Here is a 25,042-nt window from a genome sequence, read left to right as displayed (position 1 = left end):
TGAAGCGCAGGTAGCCCTCCTTGTTGAAGGAACCGCGCTGCACGGCGTCCGGGCCGAGCACCTCGTGCAGGCGGCGTGCACCACGTGGGTACCCGAGTGGGCGGCCTCGCCGTCGTGGCGGCGGCGGGAGTTCACACGCGCGGTCACGGCGGCGCCCTGGGTGACCTCACCCGAAGTGACCTTGACGCGGTGCACGGACAGTCCCTTGACCGGCTGCTGGACATCCAGCACCTCCAGGGAGAAATCCGGTCCCTCGATGACACCCTGGTCAGCCGCCTGGCCACCGGCCTCAGCGTAGAACGGGGTTTCCTCCAGGACGATCTCCACCTGCTCCCCGGCGCTGGCGGCGGGAACGGTCACGCCCTCGGACAGCACGGCACGCACCGAGGTCTGGGTGACCAGCTCGGTGTAACCGGTGAACACGGAACCGTGGTCGTCGAGCATGCGGCGCAGCTCGGACAGATCCGCCATGGCGCCCTTCTTGGCGCGGGCGTCCGCCTGAGCGCGTTCGCGCTGCTCGGTCATCAGACCGCGGAAAGCCTTCTCATCCACGGAGACGCCGGCCTCGGCGGCCATTTCCAGGGTCAGGTCGATCGGGAAGCCGAAGGTGTCGTGCAGGGCGAACGCATCCGCACCGCTGACCACGCGCTTCTCGGTCTTGGCCTGGGTCACTGCGTGCTCGAGACGTGCCGTACCGGACTCGATGGTCTTCAGGAACGCCTTTTCCTCCGCGTACGCGATGCGGGAAATGCGGTCGAAATCGTCGGCGACCACCGGGTACACGCCCTTCATGGCGTCCCGGGAGGCGGGCAGCAGCACCGGCAGGCACGGGTCGGTGACGCCCAGCAGACGCATGGAACGCACCGCACGGCGCAGCAGGCGGCGCAGGATGTACCCGCGGCCCTCGTTGGCCGGCGTCACGCCGTCCGCGATGAGCATGAGCGAGGAACGAATGTGGTCGGCGACCACGCGCATACGCACGTCGTCCTCGTAGCCTTCCTGCTCCGCGTTCTCGGTACCGCGGTAGGTGCGGCCGGAGAGCTTGGCGGCGGCGTCGAGCACGGGACGGACCTGATCGGTCTCGTAGAAGTTCTCCACGCCCTGCAGCAACATGGCGAGACGCTCCACGCCCAGGCCGGTGTCGATGTTCTTCTTGGGCAGGTCGCCGAGGATCTCGTAGTCCTTGCCGTTACCCTCGCCACGCTGGTACTGCATGAACACGAGGTTCCAGATCTCGATGTAACGGTCGTCATCGACGGCCGGTCCACCCTCCTTGCCGTAGCGGGCGCCGCGGTCGTAGAAGATCTCGGAGTCGGGGCCGGCGGGACCCGGCTGACCGGTGTCCCAGTAGTTCTCGTCGCGGCCCATGCGCTGGATGCGCTCTTCCGGAATGCCGACCACGTCGCGCCAGAGATCGTAGGACTCCTGGTCACCCTCGTACACGGTGACCCACAGGCGATCGGGATCCAGCCCGAATCCACCCTTGTCCAGCGGGGTGGTCAGCAGTTCCCAGGCCATGGGGATGGCCTTTTCCTTGAAGTAGTCGCCGAAGGAGAAGTTGCCTGCCATCTGGAAGAAGGTTCCGTGGCGCGCGGTCTTCCCGACCTCGTCAATGTCCAGGGTGCGGATGCACTTCTGGATCGAGGTGGCGCGCGGGTAGGGCGCGGTTTCCTGTCCCAGGAAATACGGGATGAACGGCACCATGCCGGCAATCGTGAACATCGCGCCCGGCTGGTTGGACACCAGCGAGGCGGACGGCACTACTTTGTGACCCTGGCTTTCGAAATAGCTCAGCCAGCGTTGGGTGATCTCGTGTGAGAGCATTACCGGTTATTTCCTTCTGACGATTGACCGCGATGGATGATCTCGGTGGATTCTACGTTGTCTTGGGTGCCCACCACAGTGTGTGGCGCTCGAGCCTGGGTGGTTGGCGGTGTGGTCGACCGGGGTGCGCACGCCGAACTGCTCGCGCAATTCGGCCTCGCGTTCGTTCATTCCGGACTTCACGCGCGCCGCGAATTCTTGCAGGTACCCGCCCACGGCCTGCAGGCGTTGCACGGCCGAACCGGAGCGCAACTGCACTTCGGAGCTACGACGCCGCTCCAATTGCCCGGCGATCGCCTCTCGCGCCTGCGGGTTGTTGGCTACGCGGGTGGCTACGCTTCCCGCGATGGCACCGGCGGCGATGAGCGCCAGCTTGGACCACATTCCCATGGTTTGTCCCTTCGGGTCCGACTCAACACTTCACGTGGCTCGGGCCAATGCGATGCTCCGGTGGAGCTCAGATTTGATCGTTCACCCGGGTGGTTCGCTCGGATGCCGGCTGCTGGGGAGCCGTGGGCTCCGAGGTGGGGCCTGCGGTTGGTGACGTGGCGCTGGTCGGGCCGGGAGCGCCGTCGGCGGTGGTGTGGTTGTGGGGAGGGTGAAGCACCCGCCTGCTGGGCACCGGTGGAGCCGGGACCCTGCTGGGGGGTGAAGGCTCGGCGCAAGCCGTGCGAGAACGACGCGACCTTGATGAGCGGCTGACCCACCGTGGACGCGACCAGGGAGGAGAGCGCCGAGACGTTGGCCGAAGCGTCCGAGACGTTAGAGGTGATGCCGTCCACCTTTTCCAACTGAGTGTTGGTAGTGGACACGGTGCGGGTGACCTCGTCGATCAAGGGCGTGGTGCCGTCATTGAGCGAACGGATGGTCAGGCGCAGTTCATCGAATACGCGACCGAGCTTGACGATCGGAACCGCCAACAAGCCCACGAGCACCGCAAACACGCCCGCGGCAATGAGTCCCGCGATATCTCCACCGTCCATGGGGCGACCTGTACCTCTCGTTGTTTGTCCTGGCTGTCGGCTGCGCCAAGACCTGCTGGATCTCGTGGCACAACCGAAGAGAAACTCTACCCAACCTTGCTGGGGGCTTGCGGTTCATCCGCCCGGTCAGCCGCCCTGGAAAACACACACAGCCCGCGGCCGGAAGCCGCGGGCTGTGTGCGTCACTCACCCGAAAACGGACGAGCGTGAGAAAAGCATTACGCCATACGAGCGTAGTACTCGACACGAGCTGCTCTTCGCAGGTCACGGGGACCTCGGAGCGCTCGGGCTTGCGGGTCAGCGTTGCCTGCAGACGATCGATCGCAACGTCCAGGTAACCCGGGGTGTCGGGCAGGACATCCTGGTGGGCGCCGGTAGCGGCCACCTGGAACGGAACCATCTTCTCGGAACGCGGAACCACGTGGATCATCTGACCCGGGCGCACGCGGAACGACGGGCGATCCACGCGCTGGCCGTCCACCATGATGTGGCGGTGGACAACGGCCTGGCGGGCCTGGGCCATGGTGCGAGCGAAACCAGCGCGCAGCACCAGGGCGTCCAAGCGAGTCTCGAGCAGAGCGATGAGGTTTTCACCGGTCTGGCCGTCCTGACGCTTGGCCTCCACGTAAGCACGGTGCATCTGCTTCTCGCGGATGTCGTACTGAGCGCGCAGACGCTGCTTCTCGGTCAGACGAACCTTGTAGTCCGAGTCCTGCTTGCGGCGGGCACGACCGTGCTCACCGGGAGCGTACGGGCGACGCTCGAAGTACTTCTCGGCCTTCGGGGTCAGTGCGATACCGAGGGCGCGGGACTTGCGCACCTGACGGCGCGCACGCAATGCGTTGTTAGCCATGTTGCCTTTCATGCGGTCGACGGCGCACGCACGGTGGTGCGTGAACCGATCTGTGTGGTTCTGGCCTCCGTCGCACGGGAATCGGTCCCGGGCGGGAGAGGAGCGGATCAGCCGCAATCCGTCTTTCCTACAGCTGGCTCAGATGAACCCGACCGTGAGGGTGCCACGGTGAAGAGGTCATGACTGAGCGCAGCTTGCCAGCCAGCGATCAACTATAGCCGATTCAGTCGACGTCCTGGTCCACCCAGTCCAACGACTTGGTCACAGCCTTGCCCCAGTTGCGGAACAGCTTGTCGTTGTCCTCGGTCTTGCCGTTGGGCTTCCAGCGCTTGTCCTCGGCCCAGTTCTCGGTGATCTCGTCCAGATCGGTCCAGAAACCAACTGCCAGACCCGCAGCGTAGGCCGCGCCCAGCGCAGTGTCTCCGTGATCTTGGGTCGGATGACCGGCACGTTCAGCTGATCCGCCTGGAACTGCATGAGCAGCTCGTTGGCGGTCATGCCGCCGTCCACGCGCAGTTCCACGAGGTCCTGGCCGGAGTCCTTGTTCATGGCCTCGACCACTTCGCGGGACTGGTAGGCGGTGGCCTCCAGCACTGCGCGGGCAATGTGTTCCTTACGCACGTAGCGGGTCAGACCCACCAGGCACCGCGGCGTCCGGGCGCCAGTGCGGGGCGAACAGGCCGGAGAACGCGGGCACGAAGTACGCGCCACCGTTGTCGTCCACGTCCTTGGCCAGGCCCTCGATCTCCTTGGCGTCCTTGATCAGACCCAGGTTGTCGCGCACCCACTGCACCAGGGAACCGGTCACGGCGATGGAACCCTCGAGTGCGTAGACCGGCTTCTCTCCCTCGATCTGGTAGCAGACCGTGGTGATCAGACCGTTGTCCGACTGCACGGGCTCCTCGCCCACGTTCATGAGCAGGAAGTTGCCGGTGCCGTAGGTGTTCTTACCCATACCGGGCTTGAAGCACGTCTGGCCGAACATGGCCGCCTGCTGGTCACCCAGGATGCCGGCGATCGGAACACCGCTGACAAAGCCGCGGGAACGGCCCTTGCCGTAGACCTCACTGCTGGAGCGGATCTCCGGAAGCATGGACATCGGAACGTCCATGGCGTCCGCCAGGTCCTTGTTCCAGTTGAGGGTCTCGATGTTCATGAGCAGCGTGCGGGAGGCGTTGGTGACGTCCGTCACGTGCACACCACCGTTGGTGCCACCGGTCATGTTCCAGACGAGCCAGCTGTCGGTCGTGCCGAACATCAGATCGCCGGCCTCGGCCTTCTTGCGAGCGCCGTCCACGTTGTCCAGGATCCACTTGATCTTGGGACCCGCGAAGTAGCTGGCCAGGGGCAGGCCGGTGCGCTTGCGGAAGCGGTCCACTCCCCCGTTCTTGGCGAATTCATCCACGATCGCCTGGGTGCGGGTGTCCTGCCACACGATGGCGTTGTAGACGGGTTTACCGGTGTTGCGGTCCCACACGACCGTGGTTTCACGCTGGTTGGTGATGCCCACCGCGGCGATGTCGTCCTTGGTGAGTTCGGTTTCCGCCAGCGCATCGGCCACGACGCGGCGCACGTTGCGCCAGATCTCCATGGCGTCGTGTTCGACCCAGCCAGCACGCGGGAAGATCTGCTTGTGCTCCTGCTGTCCGACACTGACGATATTGCCCGAATGATCAAAGATGATGGCGCGGGTACTCGTGGTGCCCTGATCGATGGCCATCACGTACTGGGGTTCGTTACCCCCGTTGTCCTTCTTGCTCTTGGTGCTCGCTCGCTTGGTCATGATGAAAACTCCTCACATCGTTGTGGTGGGTAGTTCGTGGATCAGAAATTAGTGGCCGGGAAGATCTGGAACACGCCGCCGGCGATCAGTGCGCCCAGGATGGGGCCCACGATCGGAACCCAGGCGTAGCCCCAGTCGCTGCCGCCCTTGCCTTGATGGGAACAATGGCGTGCGCGATACGGGGACCGAGGTCACGCGCGGGGTTGATGGCGTAGCCGGTGGGGCCGCCCAAGCTGGCACCGATACCGACCACGATGAGAGCCACGGCCAGCGGGCCCAGACCCGAGGCGTTCCGCCGAACATGAGGATCACGAACACCAGCACGAAGGTTGCGATAGCCTCCGTCACCACGTTCCACCCGTACGAGCGGATCTCCGGTCCTGTCGCAAAGGTGCCCAGTTTCGCCGCGGGATCCAGGGGTTCGTCGTAGTGCTGCTTGTGCGCGATCCACGCGACAACGCCGCCCAGGAAACCACCCAGTAATTCGGCCGCGAAGTACACCAGAGTCGAGGCCGCCGTGACGGCCACGCCCGGTGCATACTCATCCGCTCCGGAAGCCCAAATACCTACCGTCACAGCGGGGTTCAAGTGAGCACCGGACTGCCACGCCACGAACACACCGGCGAACACGGCAAGGCCCCAACCGAAGTTGATCATCAGCCAGCCGCCGGCATTGCCCTTGGTCTTACCCAGCAGGTGGTTGGCCACCACGCCGACACCGAGCAGAGTCAGCATGCCGGTACCCAGCACTTCGGACCAGAACACCGTGCCCAGAGGCACCACTTCTGCTGCTGTCTCCATCGGCAGCAGCGCCGTCAATGCAGTCATTGAATGACTCCTTCAATCTCGTTTTTTCTTCAGGAGGTCCGTGCGGACCGGTGGATCGTGGGGTTATTCGGGTTCACCGGTGGTTCCGTGGACATCCGGAACCTTGGTTCTTCCACTCACAGGGAGTTCAACGACGGCGCCGCGGCGCGTGCCGCTGCAGCTGCCGTGTCGTCGGTGGTCTCCGCGGCGGCGTCCTCGGCCGCGCAGAGGTCTCGGTAAGCCTGGACTTCTTTGGTTCTGCGCTCGGCATCCCAGCCGAGTTCCTGAGCCAGCAAGTCGGCCACCTCATCGACCACTGCGAGCCCGTGGTCGGGCTGGTCGTAACTCATGCGCGTGCGTGTTTGGAATGCGTCCGCCAGGTGCAGGACCCCCTCGTTGCGGGCGGCCTGCACGATCTCGGCACGCACGTAATCCGGGGCCCTCTTGAGGGGTTCAGCAAGATCTGCCTGTTCGTCCACGATGGCCTCGATCTCCGAAATCGCCGAGCCGTAGCGATTCAGCAGATGCTCGACCATGTCCGGAGTCCACCCGAAGCGGTCGCTGATCTGCTCCACTTGCCGTGTCAGGGGCACGTAGCCGTCGGCGCCGTGCAACAGGGTCCGTTCAGTCACGGAGGGCAAGTCCTTGGCGCGGTCCTTACCCAGGGCGAAGTCCACGGCGTCCTGGGCCATGATGCGGTAAGTCGTCAGCTTGCCACCGGCAATGGAGATCAGGCCGGGAACCACTTCTGCACCGTGTGCTCGCGCGAGACCTTGGTGGATGCGGTCTCCGTACCGTCCTTGACCCCCGGCTGCAGCAGCGGACGAAGACCGGCAAAGCTGCCGATGACGTCCTCGCGGGTCAGAGGATCGTCCAGCACCACGTTCGCGTGCTCGATCACGTAGTCGATGTCCGCCGCCGTGGCCACGGGCGCGGAGATGTCCTGTTCGTAGGGCGTATCGGTGGTTCCGATGATCCAGTAGTGCTCCCACGGGATCACGAACAGCACCGATTTTTCGGTCTGCAGGATCAGGCCCACCTCGCCCTTGATGCGCTCGCGGGGAACCACGATGTGGATGCCCTTGGACGCCAGGACCTTGAGTCCACCGTCCGTGTCGGCCATGTCCTGGGTCTCTTCGGTCCACACACCCGTGGCCGCGATGACCTTACGGGCCCGAATCTCGAAACTGTCGCCGGTCTCGAGGTCCGTGACCCGCGCGCCGACCACGGCGTCGTCGGCGTTCTTGATCAGCCCTGTGACCTTGGTGCGGGAGGCTGCGAGCGCGCCGTAGCCGGTGGCGGTGCGGATCAGAGTGAGCACGAGGCGCGCGTCATCCACGCGGCCGTCCCAGTACTTGACTGCGCCGACCATGGCACCCGGCTTGATGCTGGGGAATGCTTTCTGAACTCCGCGTTCGGAGAGATGACGGTGGAACGGCATGGAGGCGACCTTGGAACCGACGTGTGCGAGCGTGTCGTAGAGCCCGATGCCCGCCGTCACGTAGGGGCGTTCCCACACCCTGTGAAGGATCGGGTAGAGGAACGGCACTGGCTTCACGAGGTGCGGCGCCAGGGTGTAGAGCAGTCGCTCACGTTCGTGAAGGGCTTCCGTGACCAGTTTGAAGTCGAGCTGCTGGAGATAACGCAGCCCGCCGTGAACCAGCTTGGACGACCACCGGGACGTGCCACCGGCCCAGTCCTGCGCTTCCACGATGCCGGTGCGCAGGCCGCGAGTGACCGCATCCAAAGCGACGCCCGCACCCGTGACACCACCGCCGATCACCAGGACGTCCAGCTCCGGACCGTTGGCCATCTCGCGCAGAGCGGCTTGGCGGGATTCGGGATTCAAGACTGTGGTTCTCACGGGATCTACCTCATTCAACCTGTGCGTACGGGTGTGCTGCGTGGATTCTTAAAAGACAACGCTACGGCGGGACATGTGATCTACGTCCCATTGCCGAGTTATGCGCACCACCATGCCCCCTCAATGCACGTATGCTCAACCTAATTGCACATACGTGCAGTCAGGAGAAGGGGCCATGCACGACGATTCACTGCTTTATCAAGTCGCGGAGCTCTACTACGTCCAGGACATGACCATGGGCGCGGTCGCGGACCGGTTCGGGATCTCGCGCTCCACCGTGTCGCGGATGCTTTCGGAGGCCAAGGCCGGGGCATCGTCAAGATTTCGCTGCGGCCGCCCGAGAATCCGCCGGATCGCCTGTCCCGGCGCTTCAACGACCTCTTCGGAGTCACAGCGCACATCGCGGGGACGCAACGGGTTTCGCACAGTGGCCAACGGCTGGAGGCCGCGTCCCGCTACGCGGCCAACCTGCTCGCGGAGTGGGTCACGGACGGTTCGATCCTCGGTGTCGCCTGGGGTACCACCACATCCGCGATTGCCGCCCATCTAGGACAGTCCCACGTCCAGGACGTCACGGTGGTCCAGCTCAACGGGGCCGCGGGTCCGCGCACCACGGGGACGGGGACGTCCGCTCCCCTGCTTTCGACCATGGCCCGGGCCTTCAACGCGGAGCTCTACCCGTTCCCCACGCCGGCGTTCTTCGACCTGGAAGAGACCCGCACCCTGTTGTGGAAAGAGTCCTCAGTCCGGCGCATCCTGGCCGTCCGCTCGGCCGTGGACCTGGCCGTGTTCAGTGTGGGTGCCTTTCACGGTCCCGTGCTGTCCCAGGTGTACACGGAAGGACATTTCACCCAGGCGGCACTGCGGAGCCTCAACGAGAACCGCGTGGTCGGCGACATCTGCACGGTCTTCATCCGCGAGGACGGAAGTTACGCGGATATTGACGTCAACCGCAGGGCCTCCGGTCCTACTCCGTCCGACCTGGCGCGGATTCCCCGGCGTCTGTGTGTGGTCTCCGGTCGACACAAGGTGCGAGGGATCGTCGGTGCGCTGCGTTCCGGAGCCGTGACCGATCTGGTCATCGACGACCTCACGGCGAAAGTGGTTTTGGACCATCTCGAACCGCCCGGACCGACCGCCAACGTCTGATGTATCACGGGAGGCATCAACGTTAGCGTCGTCATGGAACCGCTACTTCACGGTGTGTTTGCTTGAGACGAAACGCCTCATCTAGAGTTCAACGTCAGACATCTTAATGAGCCATCACATGCGGAAACGGTTTTCTCGGATCGTCAGGGGTTGAGCCCGCAGGTGTGGCAGTATCCGATCGGGGGAGAACGGTGAGCCAAGCCTCAAGGAACGAAACTCGTCCGGTGGTTGCCGATCAGGTCCAAGAAATAATCATTTCGCAAGGACTCCGCCCGGGCGATCCCATGCCGACGGAAGTCGAACTGGGAGAGGCCCTCAGTGTGTCCCGTTCGTCCATCCGCGAAGCCATTCGGGTTCTGGCTTCACTCGACATCGTGGACGTGCGACACGGCCACGGTACGTTCGTGGGACAGATGTCCCTGGCGCCCTTGATCTCGGGATTGATGTTTCGGGCACGCATGAACCTCCACAACGACCTGCGCACATTACGGGAAGTGGTGCAGGTGCGCATCGCGCTGGATCTGTTCATCACTGATGATTTGATCAAGGCTCACCGCACGGTGGATCACACCGAGCTGGAAGCCATTGTTCAGCGAATGGAACAGCGCGCCCACGCGGGAGAGTCCTTCGCTGAGGACGATTCAGCATTCCACTCGGCCCTGCTGACTCCGTTGGGCAATGAGTTGATTCATCAGTTGGTCCTGGCCTTCTGGGAGGTGCACACCGCAGCCTTGCCCGAATTAGGGATCCGACCCGCTCGGGACATTCTGGACACTGTGCGGGCGCACCAGGCGATGCTCGATGCGCTCAAGGCGGCCGACGCCAATGCCTACCGGGAGGCGGTACGTGAGCATTACCGACCTCTCCAGCGGGCATTGGCCGAACACGATTCCTAACTGTCAGGGCAGGCGGATTTCCTGCAAGTACATGGCCTGCAGACCATCGGCCCACGATTGCGTTGTCGACGATTCGAAGAGGACAAGAAGTCGTCCGTCTTGCAGCTGATCCACGGACGAGTAGGCGAATAGCGTGGTGGGATCCGTGATTTCCACGTGACTGATCCATTCCACACGTGTTCGTGTCTCTCCATCGTCGGCCGTGTGCACTACTCCCAGGTGGGCCACTCCATGCTTGCGCGCTCGGTCCATGGGGGTAATGACCACAAGGGCTGGCAGCCGCTCTCCGGTCTCCTTCGAGACGAGACGTTGCCGCAAGGACAATGCCGAAACCTGACATGAGACGCCCGCACCCAGGTCGCCGAAGGCAGACTGCGGTTTCGACCACGTCATTCCACCATCCAGACTCTCGGCGCTGAGCACCTTTCCTCCGGTGCTCGCCGCATGTCGGTGGAAACTCCGCAGAACACCCGGTGCTGCCTCGATGATCGCCGTCTCGTGCATGGCGACGTCGCTTGGAACGGGTTCGCCTCGTGTCCACCTCGCGCCGCCGTCGTCGCTCACCACCGCAACGGCCTCAATCCCGGTCGCCATCTGCGTATAGATCGGTACCACCAGACGGCCCGCATGCACGCCCTGCTCAATTTGGATACACCGACCGGGTGCCAGCAAGCTGTAGCGCGAGTCAGGTGAACGGAATTCGTGCGTGACCAGTCGCCCATCTGCCAGGTCTGTCCGTCATCATCCGAAAATACCTGCGCAATATGGCTGGTGTTGTAGACCTGCAAAACCGATTTCTTGTAGAAAATCCTCATCGGAACGGCAACGGATGTCCCCGCCTGGGGCACGGTCAATGCTTGGCCGTGGCGATGCACCACGAAATCATTGTCAAGCGTAAATCCAGTGGGCTCACCAAGACTCAAGTTGGAATCGTCAACGCCCGCTTCACTATATGGCCGTGGCGTTCCCACAAGATTGAAGATCCTCACCCGACCGTCGGCATCTCGCTCACCATCCAGATCGGCAACCATGGCGAACTTGGAGCGGTCGGTGTTCAAGTTGATGTTTCCGATCTTGCCGTCGGCATCACCGGTGACATTCTGTGTCGACAGCAGGAGCATCGGTCTGCCCGAGACGTTGGCAAAACCGTCGCCCAGGGGAAAGGGCCGAGTGCGCCCACCGCGGACACTCCTGTCCGCAAGAACGTTGAGATGTTCGAACACCCCGCCATTCCAGGCGAACAGGTCGATCAACAGCAGAATGCGCCCGGTGCCCCGGTCCTGAACGATCGCCCCGTCAATGACCGAGGCACTTTCCTGCGCATACTCCGAATTCGACGCGAAGTCCTTCATATCGATGGGAGCAAGAACGTGAGGGATTGACCACCCTTCCGCCAGACTCCCCTCTCCGGCCCGGGATTTAACACGGATCACTGCATCTATGTTGTCGGCCGAATCCCCTGTGGTCGATCGGTTGGCATCAGATCCGGCGATGAGCCCGCCGGACTGAGTTGCCAGCAAGAACGGGATGCGGAAGAAACGGGAATCCACGATGCCACGGTGCAGCACAGCCATGGCGTGCGATTTCGGGACCGCGACCGCGGGGCTCAACATACGTTCCCCTCCGACCAGACCCAGACTCGCCAGGGCGCCTAATGATCCGAGAAAAGTTCGGCGTTCAATTCTTTTGTTCATGATGTGTACCTCGTCCGTTGTAAAGGTCGAGAATCAGACCGGACCACCGGCCACGTGATTTCTCCCCGACAAGATGGTCTGTTTAGGCCTGATCGACTATTTCGTCATTGCCGTCTTCGGGCCGGACCGCGTCGCGGTTCACCATGCTCTGAAGTCGACGTGGCACATTCAGCCCGATGGACAAGATCACGATGAGGGCGAATCCGACGGACAGAACCGCCAACGCCATTCCCAGGCCGTAGGTATTGGCCAAATTTGCTCCGAGGAATGGGCCTACCGCACCACCGAGCGCGCCGACGTTGTAACAGAATCCCAACCCGGCAGCGCGTCTTTCCACCGGGAAGTAACTCGCGACCCACTTGGGCAGTAGACCGGAAACTCCCTGACCGAACATCTGGTTGAAGAAGAGAAGAGCCGAAACGAGGATCACGAATTCACCGCCCTGAACAAACAGCGGGAAAACGAGGGTCTGCGAAATGAACAGACTGATGACGTACCAGCGCCGCATACCGATGGCATCGCCCGCGAATCCCGCAACGATGTACCCGATGGCGTTGCCCAGACCTGCGAAAGTCACAATGTTATTGACAGCTCCGGGGTCATAACCCACACCCTCGAGGTAGGTCGGGAGCAGTCCCTGAATCGGCCAGGTGTACATGAACGACGCGAAGATCGTGACCATGATCGCGACGCCGATAATCCATCGCTTGGGGTCGAACTGGGCAATGAAAATTATGAAGATCGCAGCCAGCACCACGGCAAGGACAACAACTGCCCACCCCGGCACCAGGTCCGTGGCAAAAATGAACATCAGAGCCACGGACGCGAGCACCGCGCCCAAGATGTTCAGGATCCGGCGCTTGCCCGAGAACAAGACGTGGAACGCATCCGGTTCCCGGTCACGTGTCCGCTCTCGTTTCGCTTGTACCCATTCATCCGCTTCCGGCAGATTTCTGCGCATGTACAAGGCCACGAAAATCGGAGCAATGCCCGTGAGGAACAAAGCTCGCCAACCCCAACCCGGATGCCAGGCCTCGACTGCCGGAGTCAAGTACTTATCCACCTGAGCGGCCAGGATCACGCCGAATGCAAAGCCGGACAGCAGGAAGCCGGAGGCCTTGTTGCGCATGTGCTTGGGCCAAGACTCGATCACATAGGTGGCCGATGTGGAGTACTCCCCTGCCATGGCGAAACCGACTATGAGGCGGAAAAGGAAGAGCAAGGCGTAGCTCGGGGCGAAAGCCATGGCCACGGACGCGACCGCGAAGAGCCCCATCGATACGATCATGGCCGGCCTCCGTCCGAACCGGTCCCCGAAGGCGCCCAACATCAAGCCACCGATCCAGCGGGAAATGAAGGCGGCGGAGACCAGTGATGCGCCCTGCACAAGGTCAGGTCGAAGGTTCGAATGATCTCTGCCAGGGCGAAGGAAATCAGGACGTAGTCGTAACCGTCCAGCACCACTCCGAGCCACGCGGCAAAGAATGCCTTCCACTTAGTTCTGTCGAGTTGCCGCCACCACGGCACCTGCGTCGTTGTCTTCGGCTGCGCCGTCATCTGGACCTCCAGTGATCTGTTGGGGCGGCGGATAAGAAATAGGACGTCGGATGTCCTTAGCATCGAGACGGTACACGAGGTTGACTGACCCCGCTAGACCCTCGGCCAAATCCGTAGAAAACTGCGCATTCCAGCGGCGAGTGGCACTTGATGTGATGTACATTACTTGAGAACATCAGACATCCTACGGCTGATCTCGATGGAAACGCCCGCGACGTTCGATCGGTCGAACCATGCTGAAAGCGGGACGCACGAACTATGAAGGGTTGCCCTCGATGCGCTACGAAAACACCACTCCCCCCGTCCGCTTGGATATCAGGCGAGGAACCGCAGACATCGCGGGTTCCCTGGAGAAATGCAGGTCAATGGTCGGATCCGACGTGGAGGGGACGGTTCATATCGACTTCAGCACCACGATTGACGGGCCGCTTCTCGATGCCCGGGGTAAGCGGGGACGGATCACTCTGGAAGTCACCGGAGGGAGGATAAACGGCTGGATTCGATGTAACGATGAAACACGGCAACTGGATGCGGAAGACTCCATCGGCATTGACGATGCGCAGCCCCACAGCGTCGCCCTCACCGTCGACGAGACCGGGACGCATCTCTTTGTTGATGGTTACGAGGCCTTCTCCGCCACCGTTCACGCGTGGTTCAGCGACATAGAAGTTTCTTCGCTCACGGTGGATCCCCGCCGGATCATGCAGGTTTCCAGGGTCACTGTCTGGGGCGCACCCCTTGCCAACACTGCGGTCGTGGCCGAATCCCTGACCGTTTCTCCCCTGATCCAGTTTGCTGCGGCCGAGCTCGCGCCCCGGGACGCCACACGATGCGGCTCCTTGCACGGTGGGGCAATTCGCGCACGGTACCGCACCCGCGGTGAAGGACAGGGCGGAACCATCATCGAGGCAGAGGGATCGAACGGACGGTTGTCTCTTGCCATTGAAGACGGAGATATCACCTACACAGTGACTTCCGGAGACGACGTGGTGGCCGACATCCGCGCTCGAGGCCGATGGGATGACGGTGACTGGCACGATGTGGTGTTGGTCAGTGGACGAGGCGCTCTCGAGCTTTTCGTCGACGGTTTTCAGACACTGCATTCCGCTGGCACTGCGTTCTTCCGTGACATCGGAGACGTACAACGAGTTGTGGTGGGTGCCGATGTGGAAGGCACCCGGCTCTTCGGCGAAGCACAGTCCGCCATGATCTACGACTCCGTACTTTCCGATCACCAAGTCAAACGATTGGCATCAGTGGAGCCGATCCACACTCAAGCTCTCTTCGACACCGGGATGGATGGATCGCGCAGCTATCGAATTCCGGCCCTGTTAACCCTTGAATCGGGTGTCGTCCTAGCGGGTGCCGATCAGCGGGTCAGCATCGCCAATGACAGTCCCAATGACATCAATTTCGTCATGCGTCGCAGTATGGACGGCGGAGCCACATGGGAGGAAGCGAAGGTTCTTCTCGAATACCCCGGAAGCGGGCGAACAGCGGCGTCCGTCATTGACTCGGTGATCGTGCAGGACTCGAACACGGGGCGAGTTTTTGTCCTGATCGATCAATTCCCCGGTGGCTACGGGCAACCCAATGTGGAACCCGGCACCGGATATGACGACCAAGGTCGCATGGTTCTGACCGACCGACACGGTAACCGCTATCTGCTCGGAACCGACGGAACGGTAATTTCCGAGGATGGCACCGCCACCGATTACCACGTGGCCCGGGACGGAAACGTCACTCAGAACTCGCAACCTGCTGGCAACATTCATCTGGCCACCGGGGAGGATCCCCACGAATCCCTGCTGAGCGCCCGAACCTCATACGTGCTACTGATCCATAGCGACGACGATGGGGAAACCTGGAGCGATCCGGAAGACATCACACCGCAGGTCAAGGAGGAGTGGATGCGATTCTTCGGGACCTCCCCCGGTAATGGCATTCAACTGACTCGCGGCAAACACCACGGTCGCCTGATCTTCCCCGTCTACTACAACCACGAAGAAGGGAGAACCTTCTCATGCGCCGTCATCTTCAGCGATGACGCTGGTGCCACCTGGACGCGAGGTTCGTCTCCGAACGACGGTCGACAACTCGATGACGTTGAACTCAGCTCCCGACAGCTCGAGGATGATCGGGGCTCGTTGCACGAATCGGCTCTCGTTGAGGGGTGTGACGGGTCAGTCCACGTGTACATGCGCAATCAACACCCGTCGGGACGCGTCGCACACGCTGTCAGCACGGATGGTGGACAGAGCTGGGGGGAGGTGGACTACGTCGCTCAAATTGACGAAATTTTTTCGCAACCGAATGCGATCCGAGTCTCACACGACGGCCGTGAAGCAGTCGTGTTCGCCAATGCGTCCCAAATGCTGCCTTTTCGGGGCCGCGGAGTCCTCAGAATGTCCTTCGATGACGGCACCACGTGGGCGCACAACCGTGTCCTGAATCCCCGCCATCATGTGTATCAGTCAATGGCCCAGCTTCCCGACGGCCGATTGGCCGTCTTGTGGGAGCGGGAGTGGCAGGGGCTCTTTTTGAGTGTGCTTCCGTTGACGTGGCTCACGAGCTCGCGCAGTACGGACAGCTGACACGCGCCGGACCCCCGATCCGCGGTGGCCCGGCGGCTAAGTCCTTAGTAAACGGGTCACGTTCCGGATCATGTCCACGCGACGCTGGATCGAGCTGCCGGTTGGCACTTGCACTTTCGCGCCCGTATAGGTGCACGCGCCACCGGCAGCTTCCAGACACTGCTCGACCGCCGTCTCATCCATGAGAGACGTAGGTTCGTCACCCGTGAGGGGTAAGTGTGCATCTGCCCACGGGGCTCCGTAGTCATTAGTGTCCCGACCCGCACCGGAGAACATCAATCCCTCAAGCATTCCTTCCGATACCAATTGTCGAACATGTTCCAGCGGACGGTCAGAATTTTGAGCTTCAACGGCAGATCGTCCCCAGTTAATTGTCACGCCCATTCCCAATGACTTAGCAATCGGAATTTCATTGTCCAAGGAAAGAAACCGCTTTTCACCTTTGATTTTTGGATCATAGGCATCACAGTGTTCCAAAACCAGTCGAGTCGAGCATTCGGAATTGTTGGGCTGCTCCGATACGAGCATCTCAAGTGATCGCCCAAGTTGCGCTGCATCCGCTTTCATGGACGGAGCTGAGTGCACGTGGATGACCTCCACTGACTTCTCCCCCGTCAGCTGATTGAGTGCCTCGGCACACTGCCGGGCCGCACGGACGTAGTCCATCGCAGCGCGGCGGGCGTCCTCGTCGGGGGATGCAAGACCGAAAACACCACTGGCACCTACCCTTTCCATGGTGCCGGGTATGAGCGTGATGACTGATCGGGTGAAGCGTCCTCTCATCTGCCGGGCCAACCATTCGATCGGATCCACAAATCCATCCCGGAACGGAATCTCTAGTGCCGTGGCCTTTCCGTGACGTGCCAGGAGATCATAAAACATTTCCTGGTTCTTCTGATCCGATGGAATGGCCGCGTAAGCACCCACTACAACGGGGCGAAGGATCTCTTGATTCATGTGCGTCATGAATTAATTGTGCATATAAAATCGATAATTACCAGCCTTTTAGGCCCGGCCTTCAAGTGCCTACCGCTTCTTCCCTGTGCTCAAGGATTCTCTGTAACCATCTGAAGGTGCCGGCTATTCACCACGGACCATGTTCCGCAGGATCGCCACTCGCTGAGACAGCGGCTTCTCATGTCCGTACGGAGTGGGGTGATAGTAGTCCTTGCCGACCAAGGAGTCCGGAGGGTGCTGCTGGCTGGCCACCCCATTGGGCTGGTCGTGCGCGTACAGATAGCCGTCACCGTGCCCCAGGGCCGCGGCACCCTTGTAATGACCGTCCCTCAGGTGCAGAGGAACCGGCCCGGCTTTCCCTGCACGCACGTCCGCGACGGCCTCGTTGAGGGCCATGTAGGACGCATTCGACTTGGGCGACGTGGCCAGGTGGGTGACCGCCTGGGCCAGTATGATCCGGCCCTCTGGCATTCCGATCAGCTGAACCGCCTGGGCCGCCGCCACGGCGGTCTGCAGCGCCGTGGGATCGGCCATGCCGATGTCCTCCGAGGCGGAGATGATGAGCCTGCGGGCGATGAACCGCGGATCCTCCCCCGCTTCGAGCATGCGCGCCAAGTAGTGCATGGCCGCGTCCACGTCAGAACCTCGGATGGACTTGATGAACGCGCTGATCACGTCGTAATGCTGATCGCCCTGCTTGTCGTAGCGCACGGCAGCGCGGTTGAGTGCCTCTTCCGCATGTTCGAGCGTGATGGTCACCGTGCCGACGTCGCTGGATTCCGGTTCCTCGGGAGCCGCCGCTTCCTCGGGAGAGTCTGCGGCACGCTCTGCCTCCTCGCTACTCTGAGCGGGTTCCGTGTCCTGTTGAGCGTGGGAGAAGGCCACCCCTGCTGCGGCGTCAAGGGAGGTCAGTGCCTTTCGCGCATCACCGCCGGCCATGTCGAGCAGGTGGCTCTTGGCGTCGTCGGCGAGCGTGATCTCTCCGTTGAGGCCGCGTCGATCAACGACCGCGCGGTCCAGAAGCTCTTGGATGTCGGAGCGTTCCAGCGGCTGCAGCGTGAGCATGAGCGAGCGGGACAGCAGCGGTGAGATGACCGAGAAGGACGGATTCTCGGTGGTTGCCGCCACCAGGATGACCCAACCGTTCTCCACTCCGGGGAGCAGCGCATCCTGCTGGGCCTTGGTGAAGCGGTGGATCTCGTCCAGGAACAGTACGGTGCTGCGCCCGTGCAGATCGCGGTCGGTGAGGGCTTCGTCCATTACACGGCGGACGTCTTTCACGCCCGCCGTGATTGCGGACAGTTCCACGAACTTGGTGCCGTGGCCTCGCGCGATCACGTGGGCAATGGTGGTCTTTCCGGTTCCCGGGGGTCCCCACAGGATGATGGAGTTCGGCCCGGCCGGACCCGCATCAGTTCCGGCCAATACGCGCAACGGTGATCCGGCGCGCAAAAGATGCTTCTGACCCACCACTTCGTCCAACGTGCGCGGACGCATTCGCACGGCCAAAGGGGCTCGACCACGGCCGCGGGTGGGCGCAGGAGTGTCCTCCCGGTCAGGCTCGTCCGGGTCGGCAGGTCAAACAGCGAATTGCTCACAGCACCGACTAACGGGAGGTTCCGACATACATCCGTACGGAAGGTAGAAGTGTCACCTGAGACTGCACCGCACGCCCGCTCCTTCGAAAGCTCGCGTGAAGGCTCAAGGTTCATTGCCTCCGCGGGCGGTCCAGGTCGTCGCTGCCCACGATGATGGTCACCGGACCGTCGTTGATCAGTTCGACCTCCATGTACGCACCGAAGACTCCGGTACCCACGGACAGACCGGCCTCACGTAAGTACTCCACGAACTGATCGAACAGCGGTTCACTCACATTCCCGGGGGCGGCTGCGGACCACGAAGGCCGTCGGCCCTTCCGCACGTCCGCGTACAAGGTGAACTGACTGACCGCCAGTACGGGTGCCGAGAGATCCACGCAGGACTTCTCCCCCGGAAGAATGCGAAGCGTCGCGATCTTCTCGGCCAGTTTCTTTGCGGTCTCAGGAGTGTCCTCGTGAGTCACACCCACCAGAGCCAGCAGTCCAGGTCCGGTGATCTCCCCGGTCACCGAACCTTCCACCGTGACGGACGCCCTGGACACCGTTTGCAACACAATCCTCATGAGGCAAGTTCATCACACCCGACACGCAGCGAGCCTGGCACCACACCACGGAAAACCGCCTCACTCAGTACCCTGCGCCCTAGCCGCATGACCGAGCTCGTCATGACTGATCTGATGCACCGGCGGTGCCAACCCAAGGTCGACGAGCTCAAAGGAATCCCCAGGACCGGCATGCAACGCCCAGCCCGGCGTGATCATCTCCCACTGCGATTCCTCGGTCATGCGTTCGCTGGCGACCACGGTGACCGTATTGATCGTGGGGTCCAGGCCGGCCACGGCCCAGTACCTTGAGGTCAGCTGCACCTCCGACAAGCCTTCCGGCGCCGGGTGCGACCCCGTGCCACTCTGCCCCGAGAGGTACCACAGCGGATTGGTGTCCGGATAGCGCACCGCCCAGACCTCCTGCGGTGTGGCCAGCACGCAGTTGAGACAGTAGATGGACACGTTCTCGGCCAGCCAGGTCAAACACAGTCGCAAGGCACGCGCCACATCTGTTGGAGATTCCCGCAGATATGAGGTCAGCAGAGCGAAATACCGCTCGCTGTCCGTGGTCCCGAGCACCAGGTCAGCCACTCCCCGCCGTTCGAGCTCCCGGTCCAGCACATCGAGAGAGCGAATCACCCCGTTGTGGGCGAACATCCGCCCCTCCTGCTCGAACGGGTGCGTGTTGGCCACGCTCAGCTCGCCCTCGGTCGCGAACCGCACATGGGCCACGAAACTTGTACCGGTCAAAGCCTGTGCCGCCCGTGCGAAGTCGGGGTCCAGATAGGCGGCCAGGGCGGATCTGACGAGATGCGGTAGACCGTTCGGAGCGAAAGTGCCGATCCCGGCGCCGTCGGGCTGCTGGTGGCTCTGGCGGGACAGTGAATCGGGCGCGTTCAACAACCAGAACGAACAGGTCTGCGGCTGTGCTCCGGTGTGGAGCCCGAACAGTCGGCACACGGCAACCTCCCGGGAGGTGTTACGCGCGGTGAGCGTGTCTTCGAGCCTACTCCCGTGCCGAGGCAACGGAGCGATCGGAGGCGCTGCGGTCCTCCAGGAACCGCCGATGCCCCGTGAGCAGCACCCCCGCCGTCAGGGCAATCAGCATGAGCCACAGGTATCCGAACGACGTCCACCAGCTGCCGCCCCACGTGAACAGCAGCCCGAAAATCAGCGGCCCCACGCAGCCCGCCAGGTATCCCACACCTTGGCCGAATCCGGACAGCGCTCCCGCCCCGGCCGTAGTGCGCGTCCGCGCGTTGATGAGCGTGAGCGCCAACGGGAACGATGCCTGCGCCAACCCGAAGATCGTGATCCACACCCACATGGCATCCAAAGAACCCCATTGCGCGTTGGGCCACAGCAACATTGCCAGGTACCCGAGCGCGTACAACGCCACGGCGGTCAGTCCCAGCCCCGTGGTCCGCGACAGCCGCCGCACCAGCAACGGCACCACCAGACTCACGGGCAGCCCCAGAATCGCGTAGTAGGCCAACATGAGCCCGGCCTGGTGCTCGCTGAACCCGTAACTCGTGATCACGCGCGGTAGCCACGTGAACATCGAAAACGTGTTGGACGAGGTCCCCACGAACAGCAGCACCAGCCCCCAGCCGATCGGCGATCGCCACGGCTTCACCACGGCCTGGGTCGGATCGGGCACGACCGACGACGCCGCTCGCGCACCTTCCCGACGCACGCTCACCCACATGAGCAACCACGGAACAAAAGCGGCGAGGGAGAAAATTGCCCACGAGCCAACCGAGAAACGCCACCCGGCGGCGTCGGCGAGCGGGACCGCGAAGAACGGGGCGGCCGCGGTGGACAAGCCCAGGAGCATTGAATAGATCGCGGTGAGCGGGGCGATGTGCTCGCGGAAGTACTTCTTGATGATGGGCGGCAGGGTCACGTTACCGATGCCCAGCCCGATCATGATGAGCAGTGAAAAGCCCAGAAACGGAGCGGTTGACGAACTCGCGGCACGAGCGATCGAACCGAAGGCCGCCAGCGCGCAGGCCACGGTCAGGAGTGCTTCGAGGCTGACCTTGCGCATGGCGGCGGCGGTCAGCAGACCGGTGAGCGCGAAGCCGAGGGTCGGCAGCATGGCCAAGAGCCCGGTGGAGGCCGCGTCCAGCGCAACGTCCTCGCGCACCCGATCAAGCACGGGTGACACCCCGGACACGGCCAGCCGAAGCGAGAACGCAGACAGCACAATGCCGGCCAGGGCGATCAAGCCGGCCGGCAAAACTACTGTGCCGCGTGCGTGCTACTTGGAATCGTCCTTTGCGCCGACCTGAGCCTGATCGGCGTCGGCCTTGTCCGCCGCAGCCTTCTGCCCCTTGGGCTCGGGCTTGGCGTCCACGCCGGCTTCCTTACGCTGCTGCGCCGTAATGGGAGCCGGAGCTGCGGTCAGCGGGTCGTAGCCGTTACCCGTCTTGGGGAACGCGATGACGTCGCGGATGGAATCGGTGCCGGCCAGCAGGGCCACCACACGGTCCCAGCCGAAGGCGATGCCACCGTGCGGGGGTGCGCCGAACTGGAAGGCGTCCAGCAGGAAGCCGAACTTCTCCTGGGCTTCTTCCTGGGACAGGCCCATCACGCGGAACACGCGGTCCTGCACGTCGCGGCGGTGGATACGGATCGAACCGCCACCGATCTCGTTGCCGTTGCACACGATGTCGTACGCGTAGGCCAAAGCCTCGCCCGGGTTGGTGTCGAAGGTGTCCAGGAACTCGGGCTTGGGCGAGGTGAACGCGTGGTGCACTGCGGTCCAGGCGCCAGAACCGACGGCCACGTCACCGGATTCCACGGCGTCCGCGGCGGGCTCGAACAGCGGGGCGTCCACGATCCAGACGAAGGCCCAGGCGTCGTCGTCAATGAGGCCGGTGCGGTGACCGATCTCCACGCGGGCGGCACCGAGCAGTGCGCGGGAGGGCTTGGCCTCACCGGCGGCGAAGAAGACGCAGTCGCCTGCCTTGGCACCCACTACCTCGGCCAGTCCGGCCTTTTCCTCGTCGGAGATGTTCTTGGCCACGGGACCGGTGATCTCGCCATCTTCCTTGAACAGCATGTAAGCGAGGCCGCGTGCACCGCGCTGCTTGGCCCATTCCTGCCAGGCATCGAGCTGACGGCGCGGCTGGGACGCACCACCGGGCATGACCACGGCGCCCACGTAGGGAGCCTGGAAGACGCGGAACGGGGTGTCCTTGAAGTACTCGGTGAGGTCGGTGAGCTTCAGGTCGAAGCGCAGGTCCGGCTTGTCCGTGCCGTAGTCGGCCATGGCCTGGGCGTAGGTCATGCGCTGGATGGGCGTGGGGATCTCCACGTCGATCAGCGACACAGTGCCTTCACGATCGACTCGCCCAGGGCGATGATGTCGTCCTCTTCCACGAAGGAAGCTTCGACGTCCAGCTGGGTGAATTCGGGCTGGCGGTCCGCGCGGAAGTCCTCGTCGCGGTAGCAGCGAGCGATCTGGAAGTACTTCTCGATGCCGCCCACCTGCAGCAGCTGCTTGAACAGCTGCGGGGACTGCGGCAGCGCGTACCAGGATCCGGGCGAGAGACGAGCCGGCACCACGAAGTCACGGGCGCTCGGGGTGGAACGGGTCAACGTGGGGGTCTCGACCTCCAGGAAGCCCTGGTCGTGGAGCAGGTTGCGCGCCACGCGGTTGACCTCGGAGCGCAGGCGCATGATGCGGGCGGGCTCGGGGCGGCGCAGGTCCAGGTAGCGGTACTTGAGTCGCGCTTCCTCACCGACCTCCACGTGCTCGTCGATCTGGAACGGCAGCGCTGCGGAGGTGTTGAGCACGGTCAGCTCGTCGACCATGACCTCGACCTCGCCGGAAGGCAGGTTGGGGTTCTCGTTGCCCTCGGGGCGGCGCTCGACCTTGCCGGTGACCTGCAGGACGAATTCGTTGCGCAGCTGGTGGAACTCGGCTTCATCGCGCACCACGATCTGTGCCACGCCGGAAGCGTCGCGCAGGTCCACGAACGCCACGCCACCGTGATCACGACGGCGGTCGACCCAACCGGCCAGCGTGACCGTCTCGCCGATGTTCTGGGCGCTCAATAATCCGAGTTCGTGCGTTCGCAGCAAGAAATATCCACCTTTTCGTGTCTGGGGTGTTGGCTCGACCGGTGCGTTCGCCAGCCGGTGGGCTGGGCGCGGCTCGGTGGCCAGGTCAGTCTGATTGAAAGTCTACAAGTCTCAGGCGGTCTCGGGTGCCTCGACCGTGGGGTGCAGGTCCTCGTGCGGGGGCTGCCAAGCCGTGGGATCGGCGGTGACCTGCTCGCCGGAGCGGATGTCCTTGACCTCGTGAGTCACGGTGCCGTCCTCCCGAACGGTCGAGAACCACACGAACGGAATGCCGCGGCGTTCGGCGTAGCGGATCTGCTTGCCGAACTTCTGGGGCGACGCCGCTACCTCGGTCGCGATGCCACGGGCGCGCAGTTGCCCGGCCACGTCCTGGGCGGCGGACCACGACTCGTCATCGTTGAGGGCCACGAGCACGGCAGACGGCACGGCGCGCGAGGCCTTGGCCATGTTCTGGGACAGGATGCGCGTGACCAGGCGGGTCACACCAATGGAGAGGCCCACACCCGGGAAGTTCTTCTTGCCCGTGGTTGCGAGCGATTCGTAGCGGCCGCCCGAACAGACCGACCCCAGTTGTTCGTGACCCACGAGCACGGTTTCGTACACGGTGCCGGTGTAGTAATCGAGTCCGCGGGCGATCGAAAGGTCCGCGTTGACCTTGCCCGGCGCACGGCGAGCGGCCTCACCCACGACCTCGGCGAGCTCGGTCAGGCCCTCCTCGAGCAGGTCGTTGCTCACGCCCAACGCTCGCACCTGCTCCACGAAGGACGTGTCCTCGGTGCGGATACTCGCAAGATCCAGGGCCGACGCCGCCTGCTTGGCCGTTGCTCCCACGTTCGCCTGCAGATTGGCGATCACCGCGTCGCGGCCGATCTTCTCGAGCTTGTCGATCTCGCGCAGCACGGCGGGTGCGTCGTCCAGGCCGATGCCGCGGTAGAACCCCTCGGCGAGCTTGCGGTTGTTCACGCGCAGCACGAACGGCGGGATGGCAGCCGTGACAGTGCTTCGATCATGACCAGGGCCAGTTCCACGTCGTAGCGGAAGGCCAGGGTGCCGTCACCCACCACGTCGATATCGGCCTGGGTGAACTCACGGGCACGGCCCTCCTGCGGACGCTCGCCGCGCCACACCTTCTGGATCTGGTATCGCCGGAACGGGAACGTGAGGTAGCCGTTGTTCTCCACCACGTACCGGGCGAACGGGACCGTGAGGTCGAAGTGCAGCGCGAGCGCGCCCTCCTTGGGAGACTTCTCGTCCTCGTCCTGCTGCAGCCGGGACACGCCGTAGACCTCTTTGTCGATCTCGCCCTTGCGTAGCAGCTGCTCCACCGTTTCCACGGCGCGGGTCTCGATGGACGAGAAGCCATGGAGTTCAAAGGTGCGGCGCAGTTCATCCAGGACGTGTTGCTCCACGATCCGCTCTTCCGGAAGCCATTCGGGGAAACCGGACAGGGAGGTGGTGCGGGCCATGGGTGAGTTCTCCTTGGTGCGAAAGCGGGGTCTCGGCGCGCGATCCGGGACCTGGTCATGAAAAGGCCCCGAGCGACGTCGTGGTGTGTGGTGCCATTCTAGGACGCCCCGGTCGATAGGATGGCCGTATCGATGACCGATTCCACGCGCCGTGTGACGAACGCCCGCTTTTCCGGGCCTCCCAGCGCGGTCGTGGACGTGGAGAGAGAGTTATAGCGGTGACAGAACGTCCTGAATCCGACGACCGGCCCCAGACCCCCGAGGCGGCCCCCGTGCCAACTCCCCCGGCGAAACCCGCCAAGCCTGCTACCCCGGCCGCAGCACCCACGCCGACGCCGCCCGCTGCAGCGCCGTCGAAGCCCGCCACCCCTGCAACGCCC

Annotated in this window: 13 protein-coding genes and 9 pseudogenes; 4 read left to right on the top strand and 18 right to left on the bottom strand. The window is 63.2% G+C overall.

Annotated features, from left to right (window positions below; translation table 11 throughout):
• The 7 genes and pseudogenes from alaS to YO9_RS0107535 all read right to left on the bottom strand — a co-directional run.
• Nucleotides 1-1,824: pseudogene (gene alaS, locus YO9_RS0107565) on the bottom strand (alanine--tRNA ligase); the annotation flags it as partial.
• Between the two features lie 6 nt (nt 1,825-1,830).
• Nucleotides 1,831-2,214: a hypothetical protein gene (locus tag YO9_RS0107560; protein WP_223286265.1), complete on the bottom strand. Its 384-nt coding sequence runs from the start codon at nt 2,212-2,214 to the stop codon at nt 1,831-1,833.
• Between the two features lie 215 nt (nt 2,215-2,429).
• Nucleotides 2,430-2,807, bottom strand: a pseudogene (locus YO9_RS0107555) (DUF948 domain-containing protein); the annotation flags it as partial.
• A 218-nt stretch (nt 2,808-3,025) separates the two neighbouring features.
• Nucleotides 3,026-3,660 (bottom strand): annotated as a pseudogene (rpsD, locus tag YO9_RS0107550) (30S ribosomal protein S4).
• 223 nt (nt 3,661-3,883) lie between these two features.
• Nucleotides 3,884-5,443: pseudogene (glpK, locus tag YO9_RS0107545) on the bottom strand (glycerol kinase GlpK).
• Between the two features lie 85 nt (nt 5,444-5,528).
• Nucleotides 5,529-6,178 (bottom strand): annotated as a pseudogene (locus YO9_RS0107540) (MIP/aquaporin family protein).
• Between the two features lie 209 nt (nt 6,179-6,387).
• Nucleotides 6,388-8,114: pseudogene (locus tag YO9_RS0107535) on the bottom strand (glycerol-3-phosphate dehydrogenase/oxidase).
• A gap of 100 nt (nt 8,115-8,214) precedes the next feature.
• Between YO9_RS0107535 and YO9_RS21495 the strand changes: the two are divergent.
• From YO9_RS21495 to YO9_RS0107525, 3 genes and pseudogenes are all read left to right on the top strand, one after another.
• A pseudogene (locus YO9_RS21495) lies at nt 8,215-8,370 on the top strand (hypothetical protein); the annotation flags it as partial.
• 56 nt (nt 8,371-8,426) lie between these two features.
• Nucleotides 8,427-9,263 carry a sugar-binding transcriptional regulator gene (locus YO9_RS0107530; RefSeq protein WP_223286266.1) on the top strand — a complete coding sequence of 279 codons (837 nt, stop codon included), beginning with the start codon at nt 8,427-8,429 and terminating at the stop codon, nt 9,261-9,263.
• A 164-nt stretch (nt 9,264-9,427) separates the two neighbouring features.
• Complete coding sequence (locus tag YO9_RS0107525; protein WP_396350734.1) at nt 9,428-10,159, top strand: FadR/GntR family transcriptional regulator; 732 nt, start codon at nt 9,428-9,430, stop codon at nt 10,157-10,159.
• A gap of 3 nt (nt 10,160-10,162) precedes the next feature.
• Here the strand turns inward: YO9_RS0107525 and YO9_RS17480 are convergent, their stop codons facing one another.
• The 4 genes from YO9_RS17480 to YO9_RS0107510 all read right to left on the bottom strand — a co-directional run bounded on the left by YO9_RS17480 (nt 10,163) and on the right by YO9_RS0107510 (nt 13,410).
• Complete coding sequence (locus YO9_RS17480; RefSeq protein WP_262925616.1) at nt 10,163-10,774, bottom strand: exo-alpha-sialidase; 612 nt, start codon at nt 10,772-10,774, stop codon at nt 10,163-10,165.
• A complete protein-coding gene (locus YO9_RS17475) occupies nt 10,720-11,853 on the bottom strand; it encodes a sialidase family protein (RefSeq protein ID WP_223286263.1) in 1,134 nt (377 codons plus the stop codon). The genes YO9_RS17480 and YO9_RS17475 overlap by 55 nt, the downstream gene beginning before the upstream one ends.
• Before the next feature lie 82 nt (nt 11,854-11,935).
• Nucleotides 11,936-13,240, bottom strand: a complete 1,305-nt coding sequence (locus YO9_RS0107515) for a sialate:H+ symport family MFS transporter (RefSeq protein WP_223286262.1) — start codon at nt 13,238-13,240, stop codon at nt 11,936-11,938.
• A complete protein-coding gene (locus YO9_RS0107510; protein ID WP_031272862.1) occupies nt 13,183-13,410 on the bottom strand; it encodes a hypothetical protein in 228 nt (75 codons plus the stop codon). Before YO9_RS0107510 ends, YO9_RS0107515 begins: the two co-directional genes overlap by 58 nt.
• A gap of 233 nt (nt 13,411-13,643) precedes the next feature.
• Between YO9_RS0107510 and YO9_RS0107505 the strand changes: the two genes are divergently transcribed.
• A complete protein-coding gene (locus YO9_RS0107505) occupies nt 13,644-16,004 on the top strand; it encodes an exo-alpha-sialidase (protein WP_016996919.1) in 2,361 nt (786 codons plus the stop codon).
• 36 nt (nt 16,005-16,040) lie between these two features.
• On the opposite strand, the gene YO9_RS0107500 is transcribed toward YO9_RS0107505, so the two are convergent.
• From YO9_RS0107500 to hisS, 7 genes and pseudogenes are all read right to left on the bottom strand, one after another.
• A complete protein-coding gene (locus YO9_RS0107500) occupies nt 16,041-16,961 on the bottom strand; it encodes a DUF4862 family protein (protein WP_016996918.1) in 921 nt (306 codons plus the stop codon).
• Nucleotides 16,962-17,084: 123 nt separating this feature from the next.
• On the bottom strand, nt 17,085-18,458 hold the full coding sequence (locus YO9_RS0107495; protein ID WP_396350735.1) for a replication-associated recombination protein A: 1,374 nt from the start codon (nt 18,456-18,458) through the stop codon (nt 17,085-17,087).
• Nucleotides 18,459-18,669: 211 nt separating this feature from the next.
• Nucleotides 18,670-19,122, bottom strand: coding sequence for a D-aminoacyl-tRNA deacylase (gene dtd, locus YO9_RS0107490; protein ID WP_016996916.1), 453 nt, complete (start codon nt 19,120-19,122; stop codon nt 18,670-18,672).
• Nucleotides 19,123-19,182: 60 nt separating this feature from the next.
• Nucleotides 19,183-20,064 carry a class II glutamine amidotransferase gene (locus YO9_RS0107485; protein ID WP_016996915.1) on the bottom strand — a complete coding sequence of 294 codons (882 nt, stop codon included), beginning with the start codon at nt 20,062-20,064 and terminating at the stop codon, nt 19,183-19,185.
• A gap of 46 nt (nt 20,065-20,110) precedes the next feature.
• Entirely contained in the window at nt 20,111-21,346 is a 1,236-nt protein-coding gene (locus YO9_RS0107480; RefSeq protein WP_016996914.1) for an MFS transporter, read from the bottom strand.
• 21 nt (nt 21,347-21,367) lie between these two features.
• A pseudogene (gene aspS / locus YO9_RS0107475) lies at nt 21,368-23,196 on the bottom strand (aspartate--tRNA ligase).
• Between the two features lie 111 nt (nt 23,197-23,307).
• Nucleotides 23,308-24,662, bottom strand: a pseudogene (hisS, locus tag YO9_RS0107470) (histidine--tRNA ligase).
• Between the last annotated feature and the right edge of the window lie 380 nt (nt 24,663-25,042).

The sequence above is a fragment of the Kocuria atrinae C3-8 genome, assembly GCF_000286355.1.
In the GTDB taxonomy this organism is placed as follows: domain Bacteria; phylum Actinomycetota; class Actinomycetes; order Actinomycetales; family Micrococcaceae; genus Kocuria; species Kocuria atrinae_A.
This window is presented reverse-complemented; position numbering and strand designations above follow the sequence as displayed.